Below are 21020 nucleotides of genomic sequence, written 5' to 3' on the forward strand. Positions count from 1 at the left end.
TTATTTTAATATCTCATTCTAACATAGAACTCAGAGCTTTATCCAAAATAAAAACACATGGAGTAACCATGTGTTCTACTGGATATTCAATATTAATGGTTCATCAATAAATTGTTTTACCATTAAATGATCTAAGCTTTTAAAGGTGTATCCCTCTTTTTCAAGGTCGGTAATTGCTTTTTCCAATGCTTCTGCATTATCCTTTGAAACAGTATGCAACAGTAAAATAGCACCAGGGTGAATTTGCTTCATAATATTATTGTACGCGTATTCCCATCCTTTTTGTTGATCAATATGCCAATCAACGAACGCTAATGACCAGAATACATTTTGGTAGCCGTACTTTTCAGAAAGAGCAAGGGTTCTTTCACTAAAGACTCCACGTGGTGGTCTTAAATACGTACCACCCTTTTCACCGGTTATTCGCTCAATCTCATCACGAACGGTATCTAATTCTCTTTTAAGCCGTTCATCACTAACCTGCGTTAAATCCGGATGATACCATGAATGATTACCTACAATATGGCCTTCCTTTGCCATTCTTTCAACAAGCTTAGGCTGACTATCTAAAAAATGACCTGTCACAAAGAAGGTTGCTGGAACATTCTTCTTTTTAAGTACATCTAACACCTTACCTGTATAGCCGTTTTCATAACCATTATCAAAGGTCAGATACACTTCTTTCTTTGATGTATCACCTAGATAAAAAGAACCGTATTCTGCTAATAACTCATCTAACTGTTTTCCAGCTGATGGTGGTTGATGGTCTTTACTCCTTTTAAACCCCCAGTTAATAGGCTTGTTTGAATAGCTAGCATCTGCATTAATTGGTTGAATCGAAAAAAGCAACACTGCAGACATCAGTACACTTAGTAGTATTCTCAACAGTAGTCCTCCCTTTTTTAAAATTAAAGGATACTGTTAGTTTTTGTACTAGCCTTAAATCCATTCTTTGAAGAGTTTTCCATTATTATAAAAAGTGCCAGGGAAGTCTCCCTGACACGATTCGTTTTATTTAAATACAGGCTCTTTAAACTGCGCAAGTTTTTCTAATGATGATTTATCAACATCTTCATGTAGACTGTTGCCATGTGAATCCATCGTTACAACCGCAGTAAAACCTTCTACTTTTAAATGCCACATTGCTTCAGGAATTCCAAATTCCATAAAGTCAACGCCTTCTACCGACTTAATACAGTCAGCATAGTACTGTGCTGCTCCACCGATTGCATTTAAGTAAACTCCACCATGATCTTTTAAAGCAGCAAGCGTTTTTGGACCCATTCCACCTTTACCAATAACTGCACGAATGCCGAAGCGCTTCATGATGTCACCTTGGTAAGGCTCCTCACGTATACTTGTTGTTGGACCAGCTGCTTTCACATGCCATGTTCCATCCTCATCCTTAAGCATAACCGGTCCACAGTGATAGATGATTTGACCATCTAAATTTACAGGAGAATCATTTTCAGAAAGATGCTTATGAATCGCATCACGACCTGTGTACATTAAGCCGTTGATACGTACAACATCGCCTACTTTTAAGTCACGAATCTTTTCTTCTGTAATTGGTGCTTCTAATACAACTTCACGGCTGTCTGACTTCGTTTCTTCTTGAGCTTCTTCTACCTCTTTAGAGAAATCAATTTCTTCACCTTCATTGTATAACCAATCATTGATTTCGCCATTATCTGGGTTTAAGGTCACACCTAATCGACGATATGCCCAACAGTTATAAGCAACTGAAACAAAGAAACTAGCTGGGATACGATTAATCACTCCAACTTTACAACCTAAAAGAGTTGTTTCTCCACCAAAGCCCATCGTTCCAATTCCAAGCTTATTTGCATTTTCCATTACATATTCTTCAAGCTTAGCAAGTTCTTCAATTGGGTTTACATCTTCAACATCACGGAATAATTGTTCCTTCGCTAATTCATATCCTGATGTACGATCTCCACCAATTCCAACTCCGATGAATCCAGCACTACAGCCTTGTCCTTGTGCTTGGTAAACAGAATGCATGATGCATTTTCTGATTCCATCAAGGTCACGGCCAGCTTTACCAAGACCTTCTAACTCACATGGTAAGCTATATTGAATATTTTTGTTCTCACAGCCGCCACCTTTTAAGATTAAGCGTGCATCAATATAATCTTTTTCCCATTGCTCAAACTTAATAACCGGCGAACCCGCACCAAGATTGTCTCCACTATTTTTACCCGTTAATGAATCAACTGAATTCGGACGAAGCTTTCCGTCTTTTGTTGCTTCTGCAATTGCGTTCAGTATAGCCTCTTTAATTTTAAGTTGGTTTACACCAACAGGCGTTTTAATTTTAAAAGTTGGTAGTCCAGTATCTTGGCAAATTGGTGATACGTTTACATCTGCCATTGAAATATTGTTTGTGATTGTTGCAAGTGACATCGCTGAACGCGTCCCTGCATTTTCCTGTGCTTTTGCTTTAGCAATTGCACGTCTAACATCCTTAGGGAGTCTTGTAGATGTTTCTACAATCAAGTCATACATACTTTTTTGAAGCTTATCCATACCGTTTCCCCTTTCCCCTCTAACACGATAATTTATCTATATGTTTTTTCTTAATTCACACATTTTTTATTATACTCCTTGTCATTCTTTTGTGAAAGCATTTGCAAGCGATTCGGAGTTTGCATTTATTTACCTGTTGGGTCGTAGGGCAGTAACAGTTATGAGACCTCAGTTTGCTAAAAATGCCTGATAAGGGTTTATAAAACTGTTTTTGTGACCTCAGTTTGTTGAAAATGCTTGGATGAGGGTTCATAAAACCGTTTATGAACCCTCAGTTTGCTGAAAACGCTGATATGAGGGCTCATAAAACCGTTTATGTGACCTCTGCTTGCCAAAAACGCTTGGATGAGGGCTCATAAAACCATTTATGTGACCTCTTTCTGAAAAAAACGCCTTGATGAGGGCTCATAAAATCATTTATGTGACCTCTACTTGCCAAAAACACCTGGATGAGGGCTCATAAAATCGTTTATGTGACCTCTGCTTGCCAAAAACGCTTGGATGAGGGCTCATAAAACCATTTATGTGACCTCTTTGTGAATAAAACGCCTGGATGAGGGCTCATAAAATCATTTATGTGACCTCTTTCTGAAAAAAACGCCTGGATGAGGGCTCATAAAACCATTTATGTGACCTCTTTCTGAATAAAACGCCTGGATGAGGGCTCATAAAATCATTTATGTGACCTCTTTCTGAATAAAACGCCTGGATGAGGGCTCATAAAATCATTTATGTGACCTCTACTTGCCAAAAACACCTGGATGAGGGCTCATAAACTCGTTTATGTGACCTCACTCTGCTAAAAAAGTCAACATGACGGCCCATAAATCCGTGGGCCTAAATAAAACGCAAAAAAATAGCATCAGCAAACTGATACTATTTTTTCAAAGCATTATCCCTTAAACTGATCATACTTTCCTTCAAGATCATCTAACATTTGAATAAGACGATCTATATCATCTAAATCCGTAGATTCAGGATCCATTGAATCAATGACTTCTAAAAAAAGGTTTAAACGATTTTTCAGATAGTCTAGCTGTGAGTCTTTGTCATGAATTGCATTACCCATATTTTCACTCCTTTCACTCTTGGTAAATTAACATACTATATACCTTCTCGCCATACTCTTTTTACTATATACTATAATTCGTATTAAATAGACAAGGCATCATTTCAATAAAGAGCCTTAGGTAAAGGAGCTTTTAAAGTGTTAGTGCAAAGACAAAAAATTACCCCTTCCTATGACCCCTGGGAAGCATATTTAGATATTGAGCAATATGGCTCTGGGCAGCTTACAAATGTAGAATTCACAACTACCACACTTTGCAATATGCGTTGTGAACACTGTGCCGTAGGTTATACACTACAACCAAAAGACCCAGAAGCGTTGCCAATTTCACTTATCCTTCAAAGATTAGATGAAATAGAGCACCTTCGTTCTCTTAGTATAACGGGTGGAGAGCCTATGCTTTCATTAAAATCAGTTGAAAATTATGTTCTACCTCTTTTAAAGTATGCCCATGAACGAGGGGTACGTACTCAAATCAATTCAAATTTAACCCTTGATTTAGAGCGCTATGAGAAAATTGTACCCTATTTAGATGTTCTACATATCTCACACAATTGGGGAACAATCGATGATTTTATTGAAGGCGGGTTTGCGATGATGGAACGTAAACCAACCCGAGAGCAAAGAATTGCCTACTTTGATCGTATGATTGAGAACAGTAAGGCACTAAGCAAGGCTGGAGTGATGGTGTCAGCCGAAACGATGCTCAATAAACGAACTCTTCCTTATATTGAGACAATCCATCACCAAATAGTCCATGAAATGAACTGTGCAAGACATGAAATACACCCAATGTACCCAAGTGATTTTGCAAGCACTCTTGAAACGTTAACTCTTAAAGAAATTAGAGAGGCCATTCACAAATTACTAGATATACGTGATTCAAAAACCTGGATGCTATTTGGCACACTTCCTTTCTATGCTTGCAGTAGTAACCAAGATGATTTAGCACTTCTTAAAAGACTCTATGCGAGTCAAAACGTAACGGTTCGTAATGATCCAGATGGAAGATCGCGATTAAACGTAAATATCTTTAATGGAGACATCATTGTCACTGATTTTGGTGATGCTCCTGCTCTAGGGAATATTCAAAATACTACCTTAGAAGCAGCATATGAAACATGGAATAGATCACACCTAGCTAAAGAGCTCTCTTGCCACTGTCCTGCTGTTAAGTGCTTAGGCCCGAATATATTAGTTAAAAATAGTTATTATAAGGACGAAGACTTTACCCAAAAAAGTGCTAGAATTACCTTATAAAAGTGAAAAAGGAAGTATCCATTCATACCCGGATACTTCCTTTTATTTTTATCTTGGCGTTTCAGACGCAATAAAACCAAATGATACATGATCCTGAACCGGTATCCATGCACCAATTCCTTGATGAGTTACGTTTTTAACAACTAAGCTTTTCTTGCTACCTTTTAATACTAAATACACTTCACCATACGTTACTTTCCCTTTTTCACTAACCGCTGGAGCATAGCCATATAAATAGCCTAATCTCTTGGAAGGAACATTGTAGACCTGATCTTTTTTAGTCCCCGCTCCAATAATGGTTTCAAATGAAAGAGGTAAGCCTGTTTTTTCTGCTGCTTTAATTAACATCATTTTCTTTACGTCTTCCGGACCTTGAATTTTCGCAGTAAGTCCACCCTTAATATGCTTCTGTGCCTCTTGGTTATATTTTATTTGAACCGGGGCTTTTCCACCACGATTATCGACAAAGTTTGTATTGATCTTTTTGTATTCCCAATTTGTTCCGGTCTCTGTTGATTCATAGCTTAATGGCCACTGACCTAAGTAGATTGTTGCACGATACCCAATAGCTAAAGGAGTTGTTGAAATTGAAGATTCGTTTAAAATACGAATTAAATCCGGATTCTCAATTTTCACCTCTGAGCTATCAATTAGTTCTTTTGCCAAATCACTCGGCTGAAGATAAGGTAAATCCTGAGTAGGATTTGGATACGTATTTTCTTTTGCGATATTTAATACAGAATTAGGGATTTCATATTTATTTTCCTGTTTGTTATCTTGCTTTCCATCAGCATATGTGATTGTAGAAATGCTTGATAAAAGGAATAAGACAGCAATTACAAAAGACAATTTATTTTTCATTAAACATATACTCCTTTCATTTCTTTGAGTATAGTTTTTTCGAAGAATACCTATCTTATCCTTATTTTTAAGAAAATCATCCTGATGTTTTTTCACTTAATCTTTTGAGCAAGTTCTCGAATCTTGGGAAAAAGACTTGAATAAGTGGACCGATTAGAAAAGTAACAATGATTGTCCCTAGTCCTATTGGGCCCTTGAATAGAAACGCAAACAATAAAGCAGTTATCTCTCCAATTGTTTTAGCCATACCTAAATTGATAGGAAGGCGAGACTTTATTGCCACCATAAAATTATCAATCGGAATCAGCGGAAACTTTGCTTGCAGATAAATGGAGATTCCCATTGATAAACCGAGCAATCCAAGAAGCAATATTATCAACTGATATATAAAACCTTCTGGTTCCCAATTTGGGAATGCAATTAAAAGCCAAAAGTCAATAAATGGCCCCATTAAAAAAATCGGAATGACCGCTAAATATTCCGGGCGTACTTTCATTAGTAAAGCATTCACAATGATAAGGATAATTCCTACGATGATTACCCAGGTACCGACGGTAAAACCAACAGTTGTTGAAAGACCAACATTTAGAGCATCCCATGCACCTGCACCTAAATCGGCTTTAATTGTTAAGCTAACTCCTAGTGATGTGACAAGCAGTCCTATTATATAAAACAGTATTCTAAGTATGAGCATAGCTGTAATCCTCCGATGCTTAATTTCATTTATTTATATCATATGTTGTCCAATCTAAAATTTTTCAAAAAAATAAGTTGTCTGAATATTTACAACTATCTAATAACATGATAAGATGTAACTACCATAAAAGAAGGAGGGATACAGAGAAACATACCTACAACAAGGGGGTATGCATATCGAGTAGATCTCAGATGGGAACATCGAAGGTTTAATCTTCAGTATCTCTTGTACTTAACGCGGATAAAAAATCTACGAGAAAGGCTCTGTTAATCCCATGAACAGAGCCTTTTCGTTGTTTTATTTTACTTAAGCTCAAATGTTTCAACAATTTCGATACTGTCTTTGACTGATTGAGCCATTGGACAGTTTTTATTTGCTAATTCGATAGCTTGTTCAATTTTGTGCTCTTGCAAATCTTCCCCAGAAATTAAGTAATGAATGTGTATTTTCTCCAAACGATTTGCCTCTTGTTCATTTCGAACAACATCTGCTTGAATGGTAATATCATGAATAACCATTCTTTTCTTCTCGAGGATCTTTCTAAGAACACCACCACTACAAACCGCAATGGAGGAAACCATTAGTTGAAAAGGTCTGAAACCATGAGTTTCGTCTCCTGCAATATGTAATTCTCCGTATTCAAACTGTGTTGTAAAGCCTACCTCTTTCATTTTAAATTCCATTGTTTACACCCCTAATTTACTAATTTTATTTTATTCTATACTAAACCCTGTAAAAATCTACTGTTTTGCTTTAAGACAAGCCTTTCGTAATACAAAGTTCTTGTAACATTCTAAAAATCCTTGTAACATCATCTAAGTAAAATGTGTTTTTTAGAACGGAGCATGCTATGAATATTACAATGCGTTTTTGGATTTTAGTATTAATTGTTTCTATTTCTGGCTTTTCGCAAGGGATGTTACTTCCGCTAATTGCGATTATTTTTGAAAGTGGCGGTGTATCTTCAACGATTAATGGTCTTCATGCAACAGGTTTATATATCGGTGTGTTGATTGCGTCTCCATTTATGGAAGGACCACTCAGAAGATTTGGCTATAAGCCGATTATTTTAGTAGGTGGAATCCTAGTTATTGCATCTTTATTTGCGTTTCCTTTGTGGGACTCCATTTTATTTTGGTTTGTTCTTAGACTATTGATTGGTATCGGGGATCACATGCTTCATTTTGGAACACAGACGTGGATCACCTCGTTTTCACCAGAGCATAGAAGAGGTAGAAATATTTCTATATACGGCTTGTCATTTGGTCTTGGGTTTGCTGCAGGTCCTTTAGTCACACCATTAGTTGAAATCAATGCAGCCTTACCTTTTATTATTTCTGCTTCGATTAGTTTACTTGCCTGGTCAACTGTATTCTTTTTAAAAAATGAACTACCTGAATCTACGGATATTGAAACAACTTCATTTTTTGGAACAATGAAGCGCTTTGCTAAGACTTGGAACTATGCATGGGTTGCCTTTTTACCTCCTTTTGGATATGGGTTTTTAGAGGCATCTTTAAATGGTAACTTTCCGGTTTATGCTTTACGGACTGGTATCGATGTTCAAAGTGTATCAATTTTATTACCAGCCTTTGCAGTTGGAAGTATAATTACTCAACTTCCACTTGGTGTATTAAGTGATAAACTTGGAAGAAAGAACATTTTACTCATTGTTCTCCTCTTAGGATTTTTTAGTTTTACAACAGCAAGCTTTCTGGAACACTCAGTAACTGGATTATTTATTTGTTTCTTAATTGCTGGAATGGTTGTTGGTTCAACTTTCTCATTGGGAATTAGTTATATGACCGATTTAGTGCCAAAGGGACTCCTTCCTGCTGGTAACTTAATGTGCGGGATCTTTTTTAGCTTTGGAAGTATTAGTGGACCGTTAATTGGTGGTATCTTTATAGAGTATGTTCCTGGCGCTAGCTTTTTCCATATTATTAGTACAATGTTATTATGCATCTTTTTTGCGATTCTTTCCTTTAGAAGGCAGACTTTAGTAGCTATTAACCAATAGCTACTAGGCTGCTTTATTTTTTTGCCCATTTTCAAAAAATCGGTTAAATATCATTGACCATTTTTCGTTAACTGTTATATAATACATTAAAAGATAACTAACTGTATTAAAACAGTAGTGAGCGAAAAATTTACCAATAAGGGAGAGAGTTAACGATGAGTAGACAGGAACGTAAAAACATGATTGAGTTTATTGAAAGAGTAAAAGGCTTTGAAAAAGATGCTCTGGTTTATATGACCGATGCAGAGATTGAACACATTTATGACACAACTTATTTTCAATTTGAAGAAATTGTAGAGTAACGGTTATACCTCTCATATAATGAGGGGTATTTTTCTTTTCAACTATAAAATTTTCACTTTTATTCTCAATGATCATATGCTATAATTAAAATAATTATAAAGTAAAAATAATTTAAAAGAATGCTGCTAATCCCTTTGGATTTGGCAGCTTTAGCTGTTTTATAGGGCTAATGATTGTGATTATTTTTCTCAATTAGAAAATGACAGGGGGAATTATTATGAGCACTGAAGCAAAAGCTACAACACGCCAACATCAACATTATCAATTAGATGCACAAGATAAACCAAATTTACTTAGCAGAATTGCCCCACACGCTGAGTTAATTGCAGCCATTTTATGTGGAGTACTTATTTTAGTTGGTTGGATCGTTTCAAAATTAAATTTCGAAACAGCTTCTATTATTTTATTTATTTCAGCCTTTGTTATAGGAGGTTTTGCGAAAGCAAAGGAAGGTATTGAATCTACCATTAAAGAAAAAGAATTGAATGTTGAAATGTTGATGATATTCGCAGCAATTGGTTCTGCAATCATCGGCTATTGGACAGAAGGAGCTATTTTAATTTTTATCTTCGCATTAAGTGGAGCCTTGGAAACATATACGATGAACAAAAGTAACAGAGAAATTTCAGCTCTAATGGAACTACAACCTGAAGAAGCAACCCTTCTACGGAATGGGATGGAAAAGGTTGTTCATGTTTCAAGTCTTCAGCTTGGTGACCATATCTTAGTTAAACCTGGTGAGCGTATCCCAAGTGATGGTGTTCTTGTTAAAGGTCAAACAACAGTTGACGAAGCTACAATTACCGGTGAATCACTACCTGTTTCAAAGCTAGTTGATGATACGGTATTTGCTGGCACTGTGAACCTGCGAGGATCAGTAACGATAAAAGTAACAAAGCTAAGTAGCGAAACTTTATTCCAAAAAATTATCCAGTTAGTACAATCAGCTCAGAGTGAAAAATCTCCTTCACAACAATTTATAGAAAGATTTGAGGGCAAATACGTAAAAGTAGTTCTTGCAGTTGTTGCGCTAATGATGTTTTTACCATATTTCTTGTTGGATTGGAGTTGGAACGAGACCTTTTATCGTGCAATGATCTTACTTGTAGTAGCATCACCTTGTGCGTTAGTTGCTTCTATTACTCCAGCTACACTTTCAGCCATTTCAAACGGGGCGAAAAAAGGAATTCTGTTTAAAGGCGGAGTTCATCTTGAAAGACTAGGTCATTTAAATGCAATTGCCTTTGATAAAACAGGTACTTTAACAAAAGGTAAACCTGAGATTACGGATGTACTTGTCCGAGATAACATAGATAAAGAGGAGTTTTTACTAACAGTTGCTTCTATTGAAAATCACTCAAACCATCCATTGGCTCAATCCATTGTTAGTCACACAAAGACAACACTTAACCGAGATCTTCTGCAACCTGATGGATTAGAAGATATTTCTGGCTGGGGAGTTATTGGTACCATTGGAGCTAAAAAGTGGAAAATTGGTAAGGCTGACTTTGTGGATAAAGATGACGCCACAGCATTTTCAAATGGAATTTCTAAAGAGTTAGCTGCACAAGGAAAAACAATCGTGTATGTACAAGATAACGAAGGAATCATTGGCTTAATAGCACTAAAAGATACCATCCGTAAAGAAACGAAAGAAGCTATGGCACAATTAAAAGACTTAGGGATATACACGGTTATGCTGACAGGGGATGGCCATAAAACAGCTGAAGCCATAGCAAATGAAGCTCAGATAGATCATCATATCGCGGAATGTCTACCCGAAGCGAAGGTTGAACATTTAAAGGATTTAAAGCGAAAGTATATGAATGTTGCAATGATTGGCGATGGAATCAATGATGCACCTGCACTTGCTACAGCAAATGTAGGAATTGCAATGGGAGAAGGAACAGATGTAGCCTTAGAGACAGCTGATGTGGTTTTAATGAAGAATGACTTATCAAGAATTACAGAAGCCATCAAACTTTCAAGACGTATGAATACAATCATTAAACAAAATATCATCTTTTCAATCAGTGTTATTATGTTGCTTATTTGTACAAATTTTTTACAAATCATTGACCTTCCATTTGGGGTAATCGGGCACGAAGGAAGTACAATCCTTGTTATTTTAAACGGACTACGTCTTTTAAAAGGGTAAAACGAAGAATGGTGTCAGGAATGGATCCTGACACCATTTAATTTATTTAGTGATAACCGTTGCTTCCGTTTGCGCTACCACTTGTCTTATGCTTAGGACGAGATTTCCCTTTTTGCTTAGTACCGCCGTCTTTTTTCGTATGCTTTGCCATAATGGTAACCCCCCTCATTTTCTATGTAAAGACATAATGTCCTTACTCCTATAGTATGACCTTCAGGCTAGAAAACACGTAGGGAAGTTTCAGGTAATTATTTTGGTTCTTTTTGTTGTTCACATCACACTTTGAATCCGTTTCCTCACCGATTCTAACAACTATCTATTTCACACTTCTCACTCTATGGCAATTCAAAATGGCATTTATTTCTCCGCCTAGTATGATGATCATCCCAGACAAGTAAAACCAAATCATTAAGACGATAATCCCTCCAAGACTTCCATAAGTAGCCGTATAGTTACCAAAGTTACTTACATAATAGGAAAAAGCCAGAGAAACAAACATCCAGCCAAAAGTGGCAAAGAAAGAACCTGTTAATACTTCCCTAATTTTCAACTTTCGATTCGGTGCAATGTAATATAAGAATGTAAATACAACAAATAAAATCAATGCACTGAGTATCCATCTTGCGGCATTCCAGATGTCTAAAAAGTGTTCTGACAATCCGAATGAAGAAAATACAAAAATTCCTATTTGCTTCCCAAAAACAGGTAACAATAAGGCCACAATAATCACAAAAACCATCGCAAACGTTAAAAGTACCGAAATCGCACGAGCAACAATAAATGATCGTGTCTCCTTGACATCATAAGCACGATTGAATGCTCTTACAACCGCATTAATTCCATTTGAGGCAGACCAAATGGTAGCTATGATACCAAAAGACAATAACTTACCATTATGACTTCCAAGAATTGAATTCAAATTCTCTTCAATCATATCCATCGTTTGTCCAGGAGCATATTCACGGATAAAGTTTAATACATCCACTTGAGAAATTGGTAGAAATCCGATAAGAGTTACTAAAAAAATTAGAAAAGGAAATAAAGACAGCAAAAAGAAATACGCAAGTTCTGCTGATAATCCTCCTACCTCATCCTCACCAAAACGCTTAAATAGCTCCTTTAGGAAGGAGAGATTAAAGCCACTCTTCTCGCTCATCATTTCACCCCTCTATTTTAGAGTTTTTTTCTCCCTCTAACGTGATTGTTTTTGCAAAAGCATCTTTTGTTTCTTTAATCATGCCTATCATTTCTGGTGTTTTTTCATTTAGTTCATTTACTTTTGTTGCTAGAAATTGCACATCTTCTGTTATTTCAGTAATCGTTGAACGAACCATTCTAATATTGTCTCTAATTTTCCCTGTTACTACTTCTGGATTTTTTAAGATTTTAGCGGATTTTCTAGAGACAACCTTGCCATTCTTTATAACCGTTTCTCTCGTATCTTTATCGAATAGTGATACCACTGCCCCTATAGCTGCTCCTATTAGCATACTTTCCACTAACTTGTTTCGTTTGGCCATTTCATAATCTCTCCTCTTTTAGATTCCATATGTATTATGATAATTGATGTTCCTTTTGAATTTTTTCAAGAAGACTTTTTTATGCTAATTACCAATAACATACCATTGATTATTAACAATTTCATCCTCCTAATATATATTCCCATTATGGAACATGATACAATATAAAGATAACTGTAGTATAGAAAGGAATGTAACCATGGATTTAACTCAAAAATCTGTTGAGAACGTAGAGTATATGATTGAACAAATAAAAGAAAAATTAAAAGTATTAAATCTAGGAGCAATTAAACCATCTCATTTCAACGAGGAAATGTACGAAGAGCTAAGAGATATTTATGACTTGGTCATGAAAAAGGCATCTTTTAGTCCAAATGAAATGCAAGCCATCGTTGAGGAACTAGGATCTCTACGTAAAGGGTTATAATACATAATTCAGTGAAATTTTATCATTCCCCTGCATATAAGTTAATAAAGGGGAGTGATCAAATGGTTGGAATGTGGCTTACTACTTTAGGGTTGGTTTTCTTTCTAATGATTACTGTTGTGTTTTTACTTTATACCCTAAAAGGACCTCTTGATTCTAGAGATTCCTATTATGTTGACCCATTGCCTAAGGACCAAGATCCACCGAATCAAAAATAGAAATTTGAATTACCTACCTATATTTTGGTAGGTAATTTTTTTGTTTTTTGCTGTTACAAGATATAATTATCTAGAGGTGACTACATTTGGATACAATAACACATACCATGTTCGGTTTAACTTTATATGGATCAATTGATAAAAAAGGTATGGATAAGGATATGAAACGATCGTTGTTCATAACCTCCATTGTCGGAAGTCAAATTCCGGATATAGATGTCGTTTCACAGCTCTGGGATTCTGAAGGAATGTATCAAATGTGGCATAGAGGAATCACTCATTCTCTTTTTTTAGTACCACTCTGGGCACTTCTTATTTGGGGACTATGCTACTTACTTTTTAAAGTTAAGGATAAACGAATCTTTTATACTGGGCTTGTTGCTGTTTTTATACATAATACAGCTGACTTGTTTAACGCCTGGGGGACCGGATATTTCGAACCTATTTCACAGATGCGGATTACATTCGGAACCATACCAATTATTGATTTTGTCTACTGGACCATTATGATTGGGGCTTTTATTTTTACGAGGTACGCAAAAGAAAATAAGCATCGGATTTTTAAGCTTGCATGGATCCTTATGATTTTGCATGTGAGCATTCAGTCTGCACAAGGCTACTTAATCTACAATGAACATGAAAAGGAATATGATCAATTAGCCCTTTCCGCAAGCTTCATACCATGGAATTATTCGATTATCGGGAAAAAAGAAAATGTTGTTGAAATTAAGGATGTTTCTTTATTTACAGGGGCTACCCATAAGCATACCCTTGAATCCCAGGAAGATGCTAACCTTGATCAGCTATTTAGTGAGCGACCAGAGGCAAAAACATTATATCAGTGGTCTCCTTTTGTCGTAGTTGTGGATGATGACGAACGACTTGGCGTATACGACCCTCGATTTTACAGAGGTGGCCAATCCTTTTTATTTGAATACATTGAAAAGCAATAACCAGATTACCTTGGGGTTCTCTGGTTATTTTTTATATTCCATCAACCAACAGTCCTGCATAACCCCTTCATGGAGCTCCTGCTCAGGAAGATACTTCACCTTAACAAATCCACATTTTTCATAGCAACGAATGGCCCGTTCATTTCGTGCCTGAGGATCCATAATGACCCTAGACGCCAACCCGCTATCAATCAAAAAATCGCCAACCTTACTAACTAGTTCAGATCCAATCCCTCTATTCCAAAACTCTGGTTCCCCGATAAACTGATCCATTCCATAGATAGGCTCTTCTACAGGATAATTGTATTGCTCTTTATCCTCTATAGTTGAAGGATAAAATTGCAGGTATCCGATTGGTAGACCGTTGTATTCAATTATACAAGGCGTTATACCACGGTCCATTTTATGAAAAAACACTTCTTTCACCTTTTTTAGATCATGTGGGTTATCTCTACCCTCATAAAACTCTAATACTCTTTCATCCGTTAACCATTTAGCTAGCAAGCTAGCATCTTCTTCCGTAAGGTTGCGGATTCGTAAACTTTCATTCTCAAGAATCGTGCTCATAGCTCTCCCCATGTTCGACATGTTAGTGGCAAATGTCGAAAACTTTCTTTAAAATTTGTTGTGAATCTTCATTTGATAATCTTTAAAAACAGCTGAATTAGATGTATTTCTTTTTTTCATTACGTCGTTTAATCTAAGGAGTTTTTCGTTTAGTTTTTTCGTTAAAATGACTTTTTGTTCTTCATCTTCACATGCTCTAAGGAGGTCTTCGATGCTCATTAGTTCTTTCCTAATTTCACTTTCCTCGAGCATCCCTGCGTTTTTCATGACCTTGTAGGCGATTCGGAGACTTTCGGGAATGGACGATAAGTCCTCAAGCTTTAAAGGCTTACCTTTTCCTGGCAAATTGTCAAACTCACCATCTTTTATTGCTCGTCTAATTTTATCTTCAGAAACAATTGATGAAAAATCCATTAAACTCACTCCTTCCATACCTTTATTTTACACTGTACTCATAATGTTTACTTAGTATTTTTAAAAGAATTGCGACAATATTGTGAAAGACTTCTTTCGACAGCTACCCCCATAAATCGACGTTTTCAAAAGAATAATTTATGAAATTCGAACTCTTTGGAGGATGAGAATGATGTTAAATAATATGGAAATTGGTATTGATTTAGGAACTGCAAATGTTTTAGTGTATTGTAAAAACAAAGGAATTATTATAAACGAGCCATCAGTTGTTGCCGTTGATACAGAAACAAAGAAGGTAGTTGCTGTTGGAACGGATGCGAAGTTAATGATTGGTAAAACACCTGAAAAAATTGTCGCGGTAAGACCCTTGAAACAGGGTGTTATTGCTGACTACAACTTAACGACAGAAATGTTGCGTCATTTCATGAAAAAAGCAACACAGATTTTAGGATTCACCTTCCGCAAACCAAATGTTGTTGTTTGTACACCGTCTGGCGCAACCTCTGTTGAACGTAGAGCGATCCAAGATGCCATTAAAAACTGTGGAGCGAAGCAGGTATTTCTTATTGAAGAGCCTGTTGCAGCAGCAATCGGATCAAACTTACCGGTTGATGAACCGGTAGCCAATGTGGTAGTTGATATCGGTGGTGGAACGACCGAAGTTGCCATCATCTCTTTTGGTGGTGTTGTTACATGCCACTCTATCCGAACAGGTGGCGACAAAATGGATGAGGACATTATTCAAGCTGTACGAAAAAATTACAATATCTTAATTGGAGATCGCACAGCCGAGCAGATCAAGATTGAGATTGGCTATGCACTTATTGACCATGAGGTATTGAAAATGCAGGTTAGAGGAAGAGATCTTCTAACTGGCTTGCCAAAAACGATTGAACTGAACTCTTATGAGATACGAGAGATATTGAAAGAATCATTATTACAAATACTAGAAGCGGTACGCGCTACTCTAGAGGATTGTCCACCTGAACTAAGCGGTGACATTGTTGACAGAGGTGTTATCTTAACAGGAGGCGGTGCACTTCTTAAAGGACTCACCGACTGGATGAAAGATGAGATTTTTGTACCTGTTCATTTATCACCAAATCCACAAGAAGCCGTTGCGATCGGAACAGGAAAATCATTGAGTATCATTAAAACACTTGAAAGAATTGCAAAATAATAATCAAAAGCGAAAGCGCCTTGTTCAGCTCCAATAAGCAAATGTTCTGTGCCCTAAAAGTCTGCACTGTGACTTTTTGGGCGAAGATTATTTGACCTCGAGGGGCTAGGCGATGGAGCAAAACGGCGAAAGGGTGTCAGGACAATTTCTGACACCCTTTTAATCTTGTTTTTTTAATTGCCTTCTTTGGAAAATTTCCTTTGCTTGCAAGTAAAGATTACTATCAATCTTAAATGTTTGAATCACATCTACTACTTCCTCATCTGTTAAGGTAGTGGTAACAACTTGATCTGGGAGAAATTGTTTTAATGTGTTTGTTGTTAAGGATGTAGGCACACCATCAATATATCCGAACACAAGTAAGTCCTTAAGCATCTTTCCTGTCTCCCAATGGTTTGATTCTAAGAATACCGGGTGTAAGAACTCAAGGCTTACTGGTTTAGTGGATAAGGTTTTAAAAGGACCCGGGGTTCTTGTAACCTCTATTTTATCTTGTTGGACATCAAAGACAAAAATTTCTCGGTCGTTTTTTACCGTAAAAGACTTAAACAGAGGATATGCCTTAAACAAGGGTGCTGTATATCCCACGTCTACATAGTAAGGTTGCTCAAGTTCCACTCGTAAGCATAGATGACCATGGTCCATATAGAGGTAATGTACCTCGTACCCTAGTTTTTCCAACAACCATTTAAACCCAACTGCAAGAGTCCAACAGGTTCCACCCCCTCCTTGGTCTACAACTCTATTTATATACACATCTATAGGAGGCAGGAAATTCTCAGTAGCAAAACCTTTTTCATAGTCTACAATCTTAGATAAATTTTCCCATGTCACTTTTAACTGATGTGACTTCGTTAATTCGTTTAGAAATGGTAGGTCTGGATTGCTTCCCTCAACCTCAAGAAATGACAGAAATTTTTCTACATAGTATTTATCATCCAATTCCCTTATCTCCCTTCACACCTTTATCAGGGAGTGCGATGTGTTCACCCTCCCCTTTTAATCTATCTTAAGCTAACAGTTCCTCTAACTTTTCATATAATTCTTCCCGTGTTCCTTCCAGCACACTTTTTTGCTCAAATAAGGTTTGGAGCTTTTGAAGGTCTTGTTCCTTATGCAATGCTTGCTCCAAATCATATAATATTCTTTCTACCTCTTCTAACTTCGTTTCAATTTCATTCGTTTTATAAGATTGATTAGTAGTCTTTTGCTTCACGCTCTTCTCTTGCGTAACTTTAACTTCCGCGACTAATTCTGTTTCCTGTGTCTGTTCATTTAGTTTACGTTTAGCCCAATCATAGTTTCCAACAAAGTTATATAAAGTTTGATTTCTGATCCAGTATGTTTTTTAAATAATTTATTTAGAAAATAACGATCATGGGATACTGCCAGAATGGTACCTGAGTAATCCTCCAATGCATCTTCTAGCACTTCTTTTGATTCTATATCTAAGTGATTTGTCGGTTCATCTAGGATGAGAAGATTTACATTTTGATACATCAACTGAGCTAGGCGTAATCTCATCCTTTCTCCTCCGCTTAATTGGTTCACCTTTCTGAAAACCGCATGCCCGTAGAATAAAAATGCTGCTAATATATGACGAGCATCTCCTTCATTTACATGTACTTCATCCCGAAATGCCTCTATCACTGTTTGATTTGGGTCTTTCGCGTGGACGTGCTGTGATAGGTAGCCAATCCTTACACTTCCTCCTACAGATATCTCTCCATTTTGCGTTGGAACCTCTCTTAAGATTTGTTTCAGTAATGTAGACTTTCCGGTACCATTTTGTCCTACAATCGCTGCACGCTCTCCGAAATGCAAGGTCATGTTGGCATTTTTTAATAATACTTTCTCACCAAAAGCAGTTGATACGTCTTTTACAACAATAACATCCTTTCCACTTCTAGATGCAGATTCAAATTGTAGGCCCATCTTTTTCCTGTCTAAAATAGGACGTTTTAATTTTTCAATTCTTTCTAAGGCTTTTTCCATACTTCTTGCTCGACGATGTAATCCTGCATTAGGTGGATTGGCTTGGTTAGCCCATTCTCTTAATCGTTTAATCGTTTCTTTCATTTTCTTAATTTTTTTCTGTTGCTCTTGGTATGCTTGAAATTCTAATAGTAGTCTTTCTTCCTTTTCCTTTAGAAAATCAGTGTAATTTGTATGATAAACGGTTAACTCACCGTCTTCTAATTCAATCACTTTTGTTACAACTTCATCTAAAAAATAACGGTCATGTGAAATGACAACAACTGCACCCTGGTAATCCTTTAAGAATGACTCTAGCCACTCGACTGCCAAAATATCAAGATGGTTTGATGGCTCATCTAAAAGCAATAAATCCGGGGCTTGAAGTAGAATTAACCCTAAACATACTTTTGTTTTTTCTCCTCCACTCAGTTTCGAAAAAACTTGATTTAACATGGGGTCTATTTCTAAACCAGATGCAATTCTCATTAAATTGGCTTCTATTTCATATCCACCAAGGCGAGTGAATTGTTCCTGTATATCACCATATTTTACTACGAGTTTTTCAAGAGCATTCTCATCTTTTTCACTCGCCATTTGTTGCTCTATGTCTTTCATCTTTTCTTCAAGACCTTTTACTTCTGTAAAAGCACTCATTAACACATCTTGAACAAGTGTGTCATCAGGAAATTCTGGGATTTGAGCTAAATAGCCAACTTTAAGCCCTTTACGAAAGTGAATCTGTCCATTATCTGGAGCTTCCAGTCCTGCTAATAGTTGAAAAATGGTTGTCTTTCCACCTCCATTACGTCCCACTATCCCTACTCTGTCATTCTCATGAACTTCGAATGAGATTCCTTCAAACACAAGATTTCCACCGAACATTTTACTTATTTCATGTACATTACATACGATCATTGTGTATTCTCCTATCTAATAGTTATTAAAAAAAGGCCAGGGTAAGATACAACTCACCCATGACCTTTGTAAAAATCGAAACACTTCTGGTTTCTATTTATCAATCGATACAAAAAAGAGAGAGCAAAATAAGCTCTCTCAAATTTTCCGATTTAAAGGATATTGTGCAAGAGATTTCTTATCGTTGTGTTGCTATGCAGTTGCTAAAAAAGGACATACGTATCCCGTTAACAGCAAAAGCATGAAAAATCGCACGGCAAATATAAATAAATTCTAAAAATTGCCCGCGAATAACAACAGAACGACTCATCTCATTACACCTCCTTTAATCCAATAGTTACTTACATTATATAGTGAACTGGAAATAATTACAACACCCTTTAACACTCTAAAGCGCCGGGGGTCAGTCCCCCGCTAAGGTAACGCGCCATCGCACCGGGGGCCTGACCCCCGCTCAATTAACGCTTTAGTGCAGTGGGTGTTAGGGTTCGTTTTCTTAGTGTGAGTGGTATGTCGATTTTTTTGCAGATGGTCATGTAGTGCATGAGTGATAGTAAAACAACTCCTGCGTTCATTCCGATAATGATCCCCTGCATTTGAAATTGGTGCATGGAGCCAAGAATGAACATAATCAAGAAGGAATAGATCGTTGACCAAACTGTATGTACAAAGGCATCTTTTACTAAGCCCAGTCCAATTAAAAAGGCTTGCATTGGTATAACAAAGAAATGAAACAAAAAATATGGCCACAGTAATTTCAAATACATTGCTGCGGTAGTAGATTCAAAAAATAAACTCGTTAATGGCTGAGCAAAAAAGTAACAGATCGCCACAGCTGGTACACCATAGGCTAGAGTTAACAGCATAACTTGAACGAGCAACTTATTTAATCTAGCTATGTCTCTCTTCGAGTATGCTTCTGAAACCGTTGGTATTAAGACAATAAGTAATGAATGAGCGATAAATGCCGGAAAAAAGCCTATCGTCATGGCCACACCTGCTAATAATCCAAATTGTTCAGTTGCAAGTGTACCTGTAACACCAGCAGATACAAGTGCAGCTTTAATTAAAAAAGGTTGCACTGCATGAGACATTGCATGAAAAATACGAAGCGCCGTAGTTGGTACTGACACTGATAAAATACTCATTCGTGCTTCTTTGACGCCGACATGTTGTCTAGGTAGCTTTCTACTTGATCTCACCTTTATAAAATAAGCTTGTATTAGATAGATGAATACAACAAACTCAGTTGCTACTAACGTTCCCAATGCAATGAGTAGAGCCGTATCTCTTTCAAAATGAAATAGTTGATAAATGCCTACTAGTAGCGATAACTGAACAATCTTTCGAAGAAAATTAGAAAATGCAATTTTCCCCATATGGTGCAACCCCATGAAGTACCCCCGAGCTAAAGAAGAAAAAGCAATAATTGGGATGAGCAATATAAATAACCACCGAGCAAGAGGATGATACTCATCAAAGATCGGAATGAACGGTAAAATAACTGCAGCAATAATCGTAAGTGCGACTGTCGCAATAACAGCTAGTACTGTTGCATGCTTTAACAGGCTAAGATGATATTCCTGCTCCTTTTCGGCGATGAACTTAGATATTGAGATTGGCAATTCTAAGCTTGCAAGAATAACCACAAGGAACATCACAGGCAGGATTGACATATATAAGCCTATTCCCTCTTCCCCCAGTTGTTTCGCAAGAACCATATTTACTAAGAACTCAATGCACTCACTAAAAAAAGCTGCCAAGACTAATAATAATGTCCCTTTAAAAAACGAATTCATGCTGTCTCTCCTCATATTTAATCTATTTGTATTAAATAAGATATGAGACAAGTCTTGAGATTATTTTATGGAATTTGAAAAAATGGATTTCTTTTTGAAGAACTCACGAGGCATCTATCTCTTAAAACTGGA

General features: G+C 36.7%; 21 protein-coding genes and 1 pseudogene. 8 read left to right on the plus strand and 14 right to left on the minus strand.

The genetic code is table 11. From position 1 onward, the window contains the following. Nucleotides 1–75: 75 nt before the first annotated feature. The 3 genes from pdaA to J2Z26_RS17320 form a co-directional block, all read right to left on the minus strand. The gene (gene pdaA / locus J2Z26_RS17310) at nt 76–861 is read right to left on the minus strand and encodes a delta-lactam-biosynthetic de-N-acetylase (protein WP_193539963.1); all 786 of its coding nucleotides are present in this window, start codon (nt 859–861) and stop codon (nt 76–78) included. A 150-nt stretch (nt 862–1011) separates the two neighbouring features. Next, the gene (locus tag J2Z26_RS17315; RefSeq protein WP_193539862.1) at nt 1012–2550 is read right to left on the minus strand and encodes a fumarate hydratase; all 1539 of its coding nucleotides are present in this window, start codon (nt 2548–2550) and stop codon (nt 1012–1014) included. Nucleotides 2551–3442: 892 nt separating this feature from the next. Further along, the gene (locus tag J2Z26_RS17320; RefSeq protein ID WP_193539863.1) at nt 3443–3619 is read right to left on the minus strand and encodes an SE1561 family protein; all 177 of its coding nucleotides are present in this window, start codon (nt 3617–3619) and stop codon (nt 3443–3445) included. A 138-nt stretch (nt 3620–3757) separates the two neighbouring features. On the opposite strand from J2Z26_RS17320, the gene yfkAB reads away from it, so the two are divergent. Continuing rightward, complete coding sequence (yfkAB, locus tag J2Z26_RS17325) at nt 3758–4879, plus strand: radical SAM/CxCxxxxC motif protein YfkAB (protein ID WP_193539864.1); 1122 nt, start codon at nt 3758–3760, stop codon at nt 4877–4879. Between the two features lie 48 nt (nt 4880–4927). On the opposite strand, the gene J2Z26_RS17330 is transcribed toward yfkAB, so the two are convergent. The 3 genes from J2Z26_RS17330 to J2Z26_RS17340 all read right to left on the minus strand — a co-directional run bounded on the left by J2Z26_RS17330 (nt 4928) and on the right by J2Z26_RS17340 (nt 7120). Beyond that, nucleotides 4928–5740: a YfkD famly protein gene (locus tag J2Z26_RS17330; RefSeq protein ID WP_193539865.1), complete on the minus strand. Its 813-nt coding sequence runs from the start codon at nt 5738–5740 to the stop codon at nt 4928–4930. A 76-nt stretch (nt 5741–5816) separates the two neighbouring features. Then, on the minus strand, nt 5817–6434 hold the full coding sequence (locus J2Z26_RS17335) for a YczE/YyaS/YitT family protein (protein ID WP_193539866.1): 618 nt from the start codon (nt 6432–6434) through the stop codon (nt 5817–5819). Between the two features lie 305 nt (nt 6435–6739). Next, the gene (locus J2Z26_RS17340) at nt 6740–7120 is read right to left on the minus strand and encodes an OsmC family protein (RefSeq protein ID WP_193539867.1); all 381 of its coding nucleotides are present in this window, start codon (nt 7118–7120) and stop codon (nt 6740–6742) included. Nucleotides 7121–7287: 167 nt separating this feature from the next. On the opposite strand from J2Z26_RS17340, the gene J2Z26_RS17345 reads away from it, so the two are divergent. The 3 genes from J2Z26_RS17345 (at nt 7288) to J2Z26_RS17355 (ending at nt 10918) form a co-directional block, all read left to right on the plus strand. Next, nucleotides 7288–8457, plus strand: a complete 1170-nt coding sequence (locus J2Z26_RS17345) for an MFS transporter (RefSeq protein WP_193539868.1) — start codon at nt 7288–7290, stop codon at nt 8455–8457. A 155-nt stretch (nt 8458–8612) separates the two neighbouring features. Further along, complete coding sequence (locus J2Z26_RS17350; protein ID WP_193539869.1) at nt 8613–8759, plus strand: BH0509 family protein; 147 nt, start codon at nt 8613–8615, stop codon at nt 8757–8759. A 218-nt stretch (nt 8760–8977) separates the two neighbouring features. Next, complete coding sequence (locus tag J2Z26_RS17355) at nt 8978–10918, plus strand: heavy metal translocating P-type ATPase (protein WP_193539870.1); 1941 nt, start codon at nt 8978–8980, stop codon at nt 10916–10918. Between the two features lie 316 nt (nt 10919–11234). On the opposite strand, the gene J2Z26_RS17360 is transcribed toward J2Z26_RS17355, so the two are convergent. Next, nucleotides 11235–12074 (minus strand): YihY/virulence factor BrkB family protein, encoded by an 840-nt coding sequence (locus J2Z26_RS17360; RefSeq protein WP_193539871.1) that lies wholly within the window; start codon nt 12072–12074, stop codon nt 11235–11237. A gap of 4 nt (nt 12075–12078) precedes the next feature. Next, the gene (locus tag J2Z26_RS17365) at nt 12079–12438 is read right to left on the minus strand and encodes a YtxH domain-containing protein (RefSeq protein WP_193539872.1); all 360 of its coding nucleotides are present in this window, start codon (nt 12436–12438) and stop codon (nt 12079–12081) included. A gap of 199 nt (nt 12439–12637) precedes the next feature. Between J2Z26_RS17365 and J2Z26_RS17370 the strand changes: the two genes are divergently transcribed. The 3 genes from J2Z26_RS17370 to J2Z26_RS17380 all read left to right on the plus strand — a co-directional run bounded on the left by J2Z26_RS17370 (nt 12638) and on the right by J2Z26_RS17380 (nt 14036). Next, complete coding sequence (locus tag J2Z26_RS17370; protein WP_193539873.1) at nt 12638–12865, plus strand: DUF1128 domain-containing protein; 228 nt, start codon at nt 12638–12640, stop codon at nt 12863–12865. Nucleotides 12866–12927: 62 nt separating this feature from the next. Continuing rightward, nucleotides 12928–13083 carry a hypothetical protein gene (locus J2Z26_RS17375; protein ID WP_193539874.1) on the plus strand — a complete coding sequence of 52 codons (156 nt, stop codon included), beginning with the start codon at nt 12928–12930 and terminating at the stop codon, nt 13081–13083. 86 nt (nt 13084–13169) lie between these two features. Further along, the gene (locus J2Z26_RS17380; RefSeq protein ID WP_193539875.1) at nt 13170–14036 is read left to right on the plus strand and encodes a metal-dependent hydrolase; all 867 of its coding nucleotides are present in this window, start codon (nt 13170–13172) and stop codon (nt 14034–14036) included. Nucleotides 14037–14060: 24 nt separating this feature from the next. Here the strand turns inward: J2Z26_RS17380 and J2Z26_RS17385 are convergent, their stop codons facing one another. Together J2Z26_RS17385 and J2Z26_RS17390 are read right to left on the minus strand one after the other, a co-directional pair. Next, nucleotides 14061–14603 carry a GNAT family N-acetyltransferase gene (locus J2Z26_RS17385; RefSeq protein ID WP_193539876.1) on the minus strand — a complete coding sequence of 181 codons (543 nt, stop codon included), beginning with the start codon at nt 14601–14603 and terminating at the stop codon, nt 14061–14063. A gap of 48 nt (nt 14604–14651) precedes the next feature. Continuing rightward, nucleotides 14652–15017 carry a DnaJ family domain-containing protein gene (locus J2Z26_RS17390; RefSeq protein WP_193539877.1) on the minus strand — a complete coding sequence of 122 codons (366 nt, stop codon included), beginning with the start codon at nt 15015–15017 and terminating at the stop codon, nt 14652–14654. Nucleotides 15018–15189: 172 nt separating this feature from the next. Between J2Z26_RS17390 and mreBH the strand changes: the two genes are divergently transcribed. Continuing rightward, nucleotides 15190–16197, plus strand: a complete 1008-nt coding sequence (gene mreBH, locus J2Z26_RS17395) for a rod-share determining protein MreBH (RefSeq protein WP_193539878.1) — start codon at nt 15190–15192, stop codon at nt 16195–16197. A 159-nt stretch (nt 16198–16356) separates the two neighbouring features. Here the strand turns inward: mreBH and J2Z26_RS17400 are convergent, their stop codons facing one another. The 4 genes and pseudogenes from J2Z26_RS17400 to J2Z26_RS17410 form a co-directional block, all read right to left on the minus strand. Beyond that, nucleotides 16357–17139, minus strand: coding sequence for an arylamine N-acetyltransferase (locus J2Z26_RS17400; protein WP_193539879.1), 783 nt, complete (start codon nt 17137–17139; stop codon nt 16357–16359). Between the two features lie 67 nt (nt 17140–17206). After that, nucleotides 17207–19089: pseudogene (abc-f, locus tag J2Z26_RS17405) on the minus strand (ribosomal protection-like ABC-F family protein). A gap of 178 nt (nt 19090–19267) precedes the next feature. Beyond that, nucleotides 19268–19399 carry an RAxF-45 family protein gene (locus J2Z26_RS22335; protein WP_264467129.1) on the minus strand — a complete coding sequence of 44 codons (132 nt, stop codon included), beginning with the start codon at nt 19397–19399 and terminating at the stop codon, nt 19268–19270. Between the two features lie 148 nt (nt 19400–19547). Next, complete coding sequence (locus J2Z26_RS17410; protein ID WP_193539881.1) at nt 19548–20888, minus strand: polysaccharide biosynthesis protein; 1341 nt, start codon at nt 20886–20888, stop codon at nt 19548–19550. Nucleotides 20889–21020: the final 132 nt, after the last annotated feature.

Source organism: Cytobacillus luteolus, from assembly GCF_017873715.1.
Taxonomy (GTDB): domain Bacteria; phylum Bacillota; class Bacilli; order Bacillales; family Bacillaceae_L; genus Bacillus_BV; species Bacillus_BV luteola.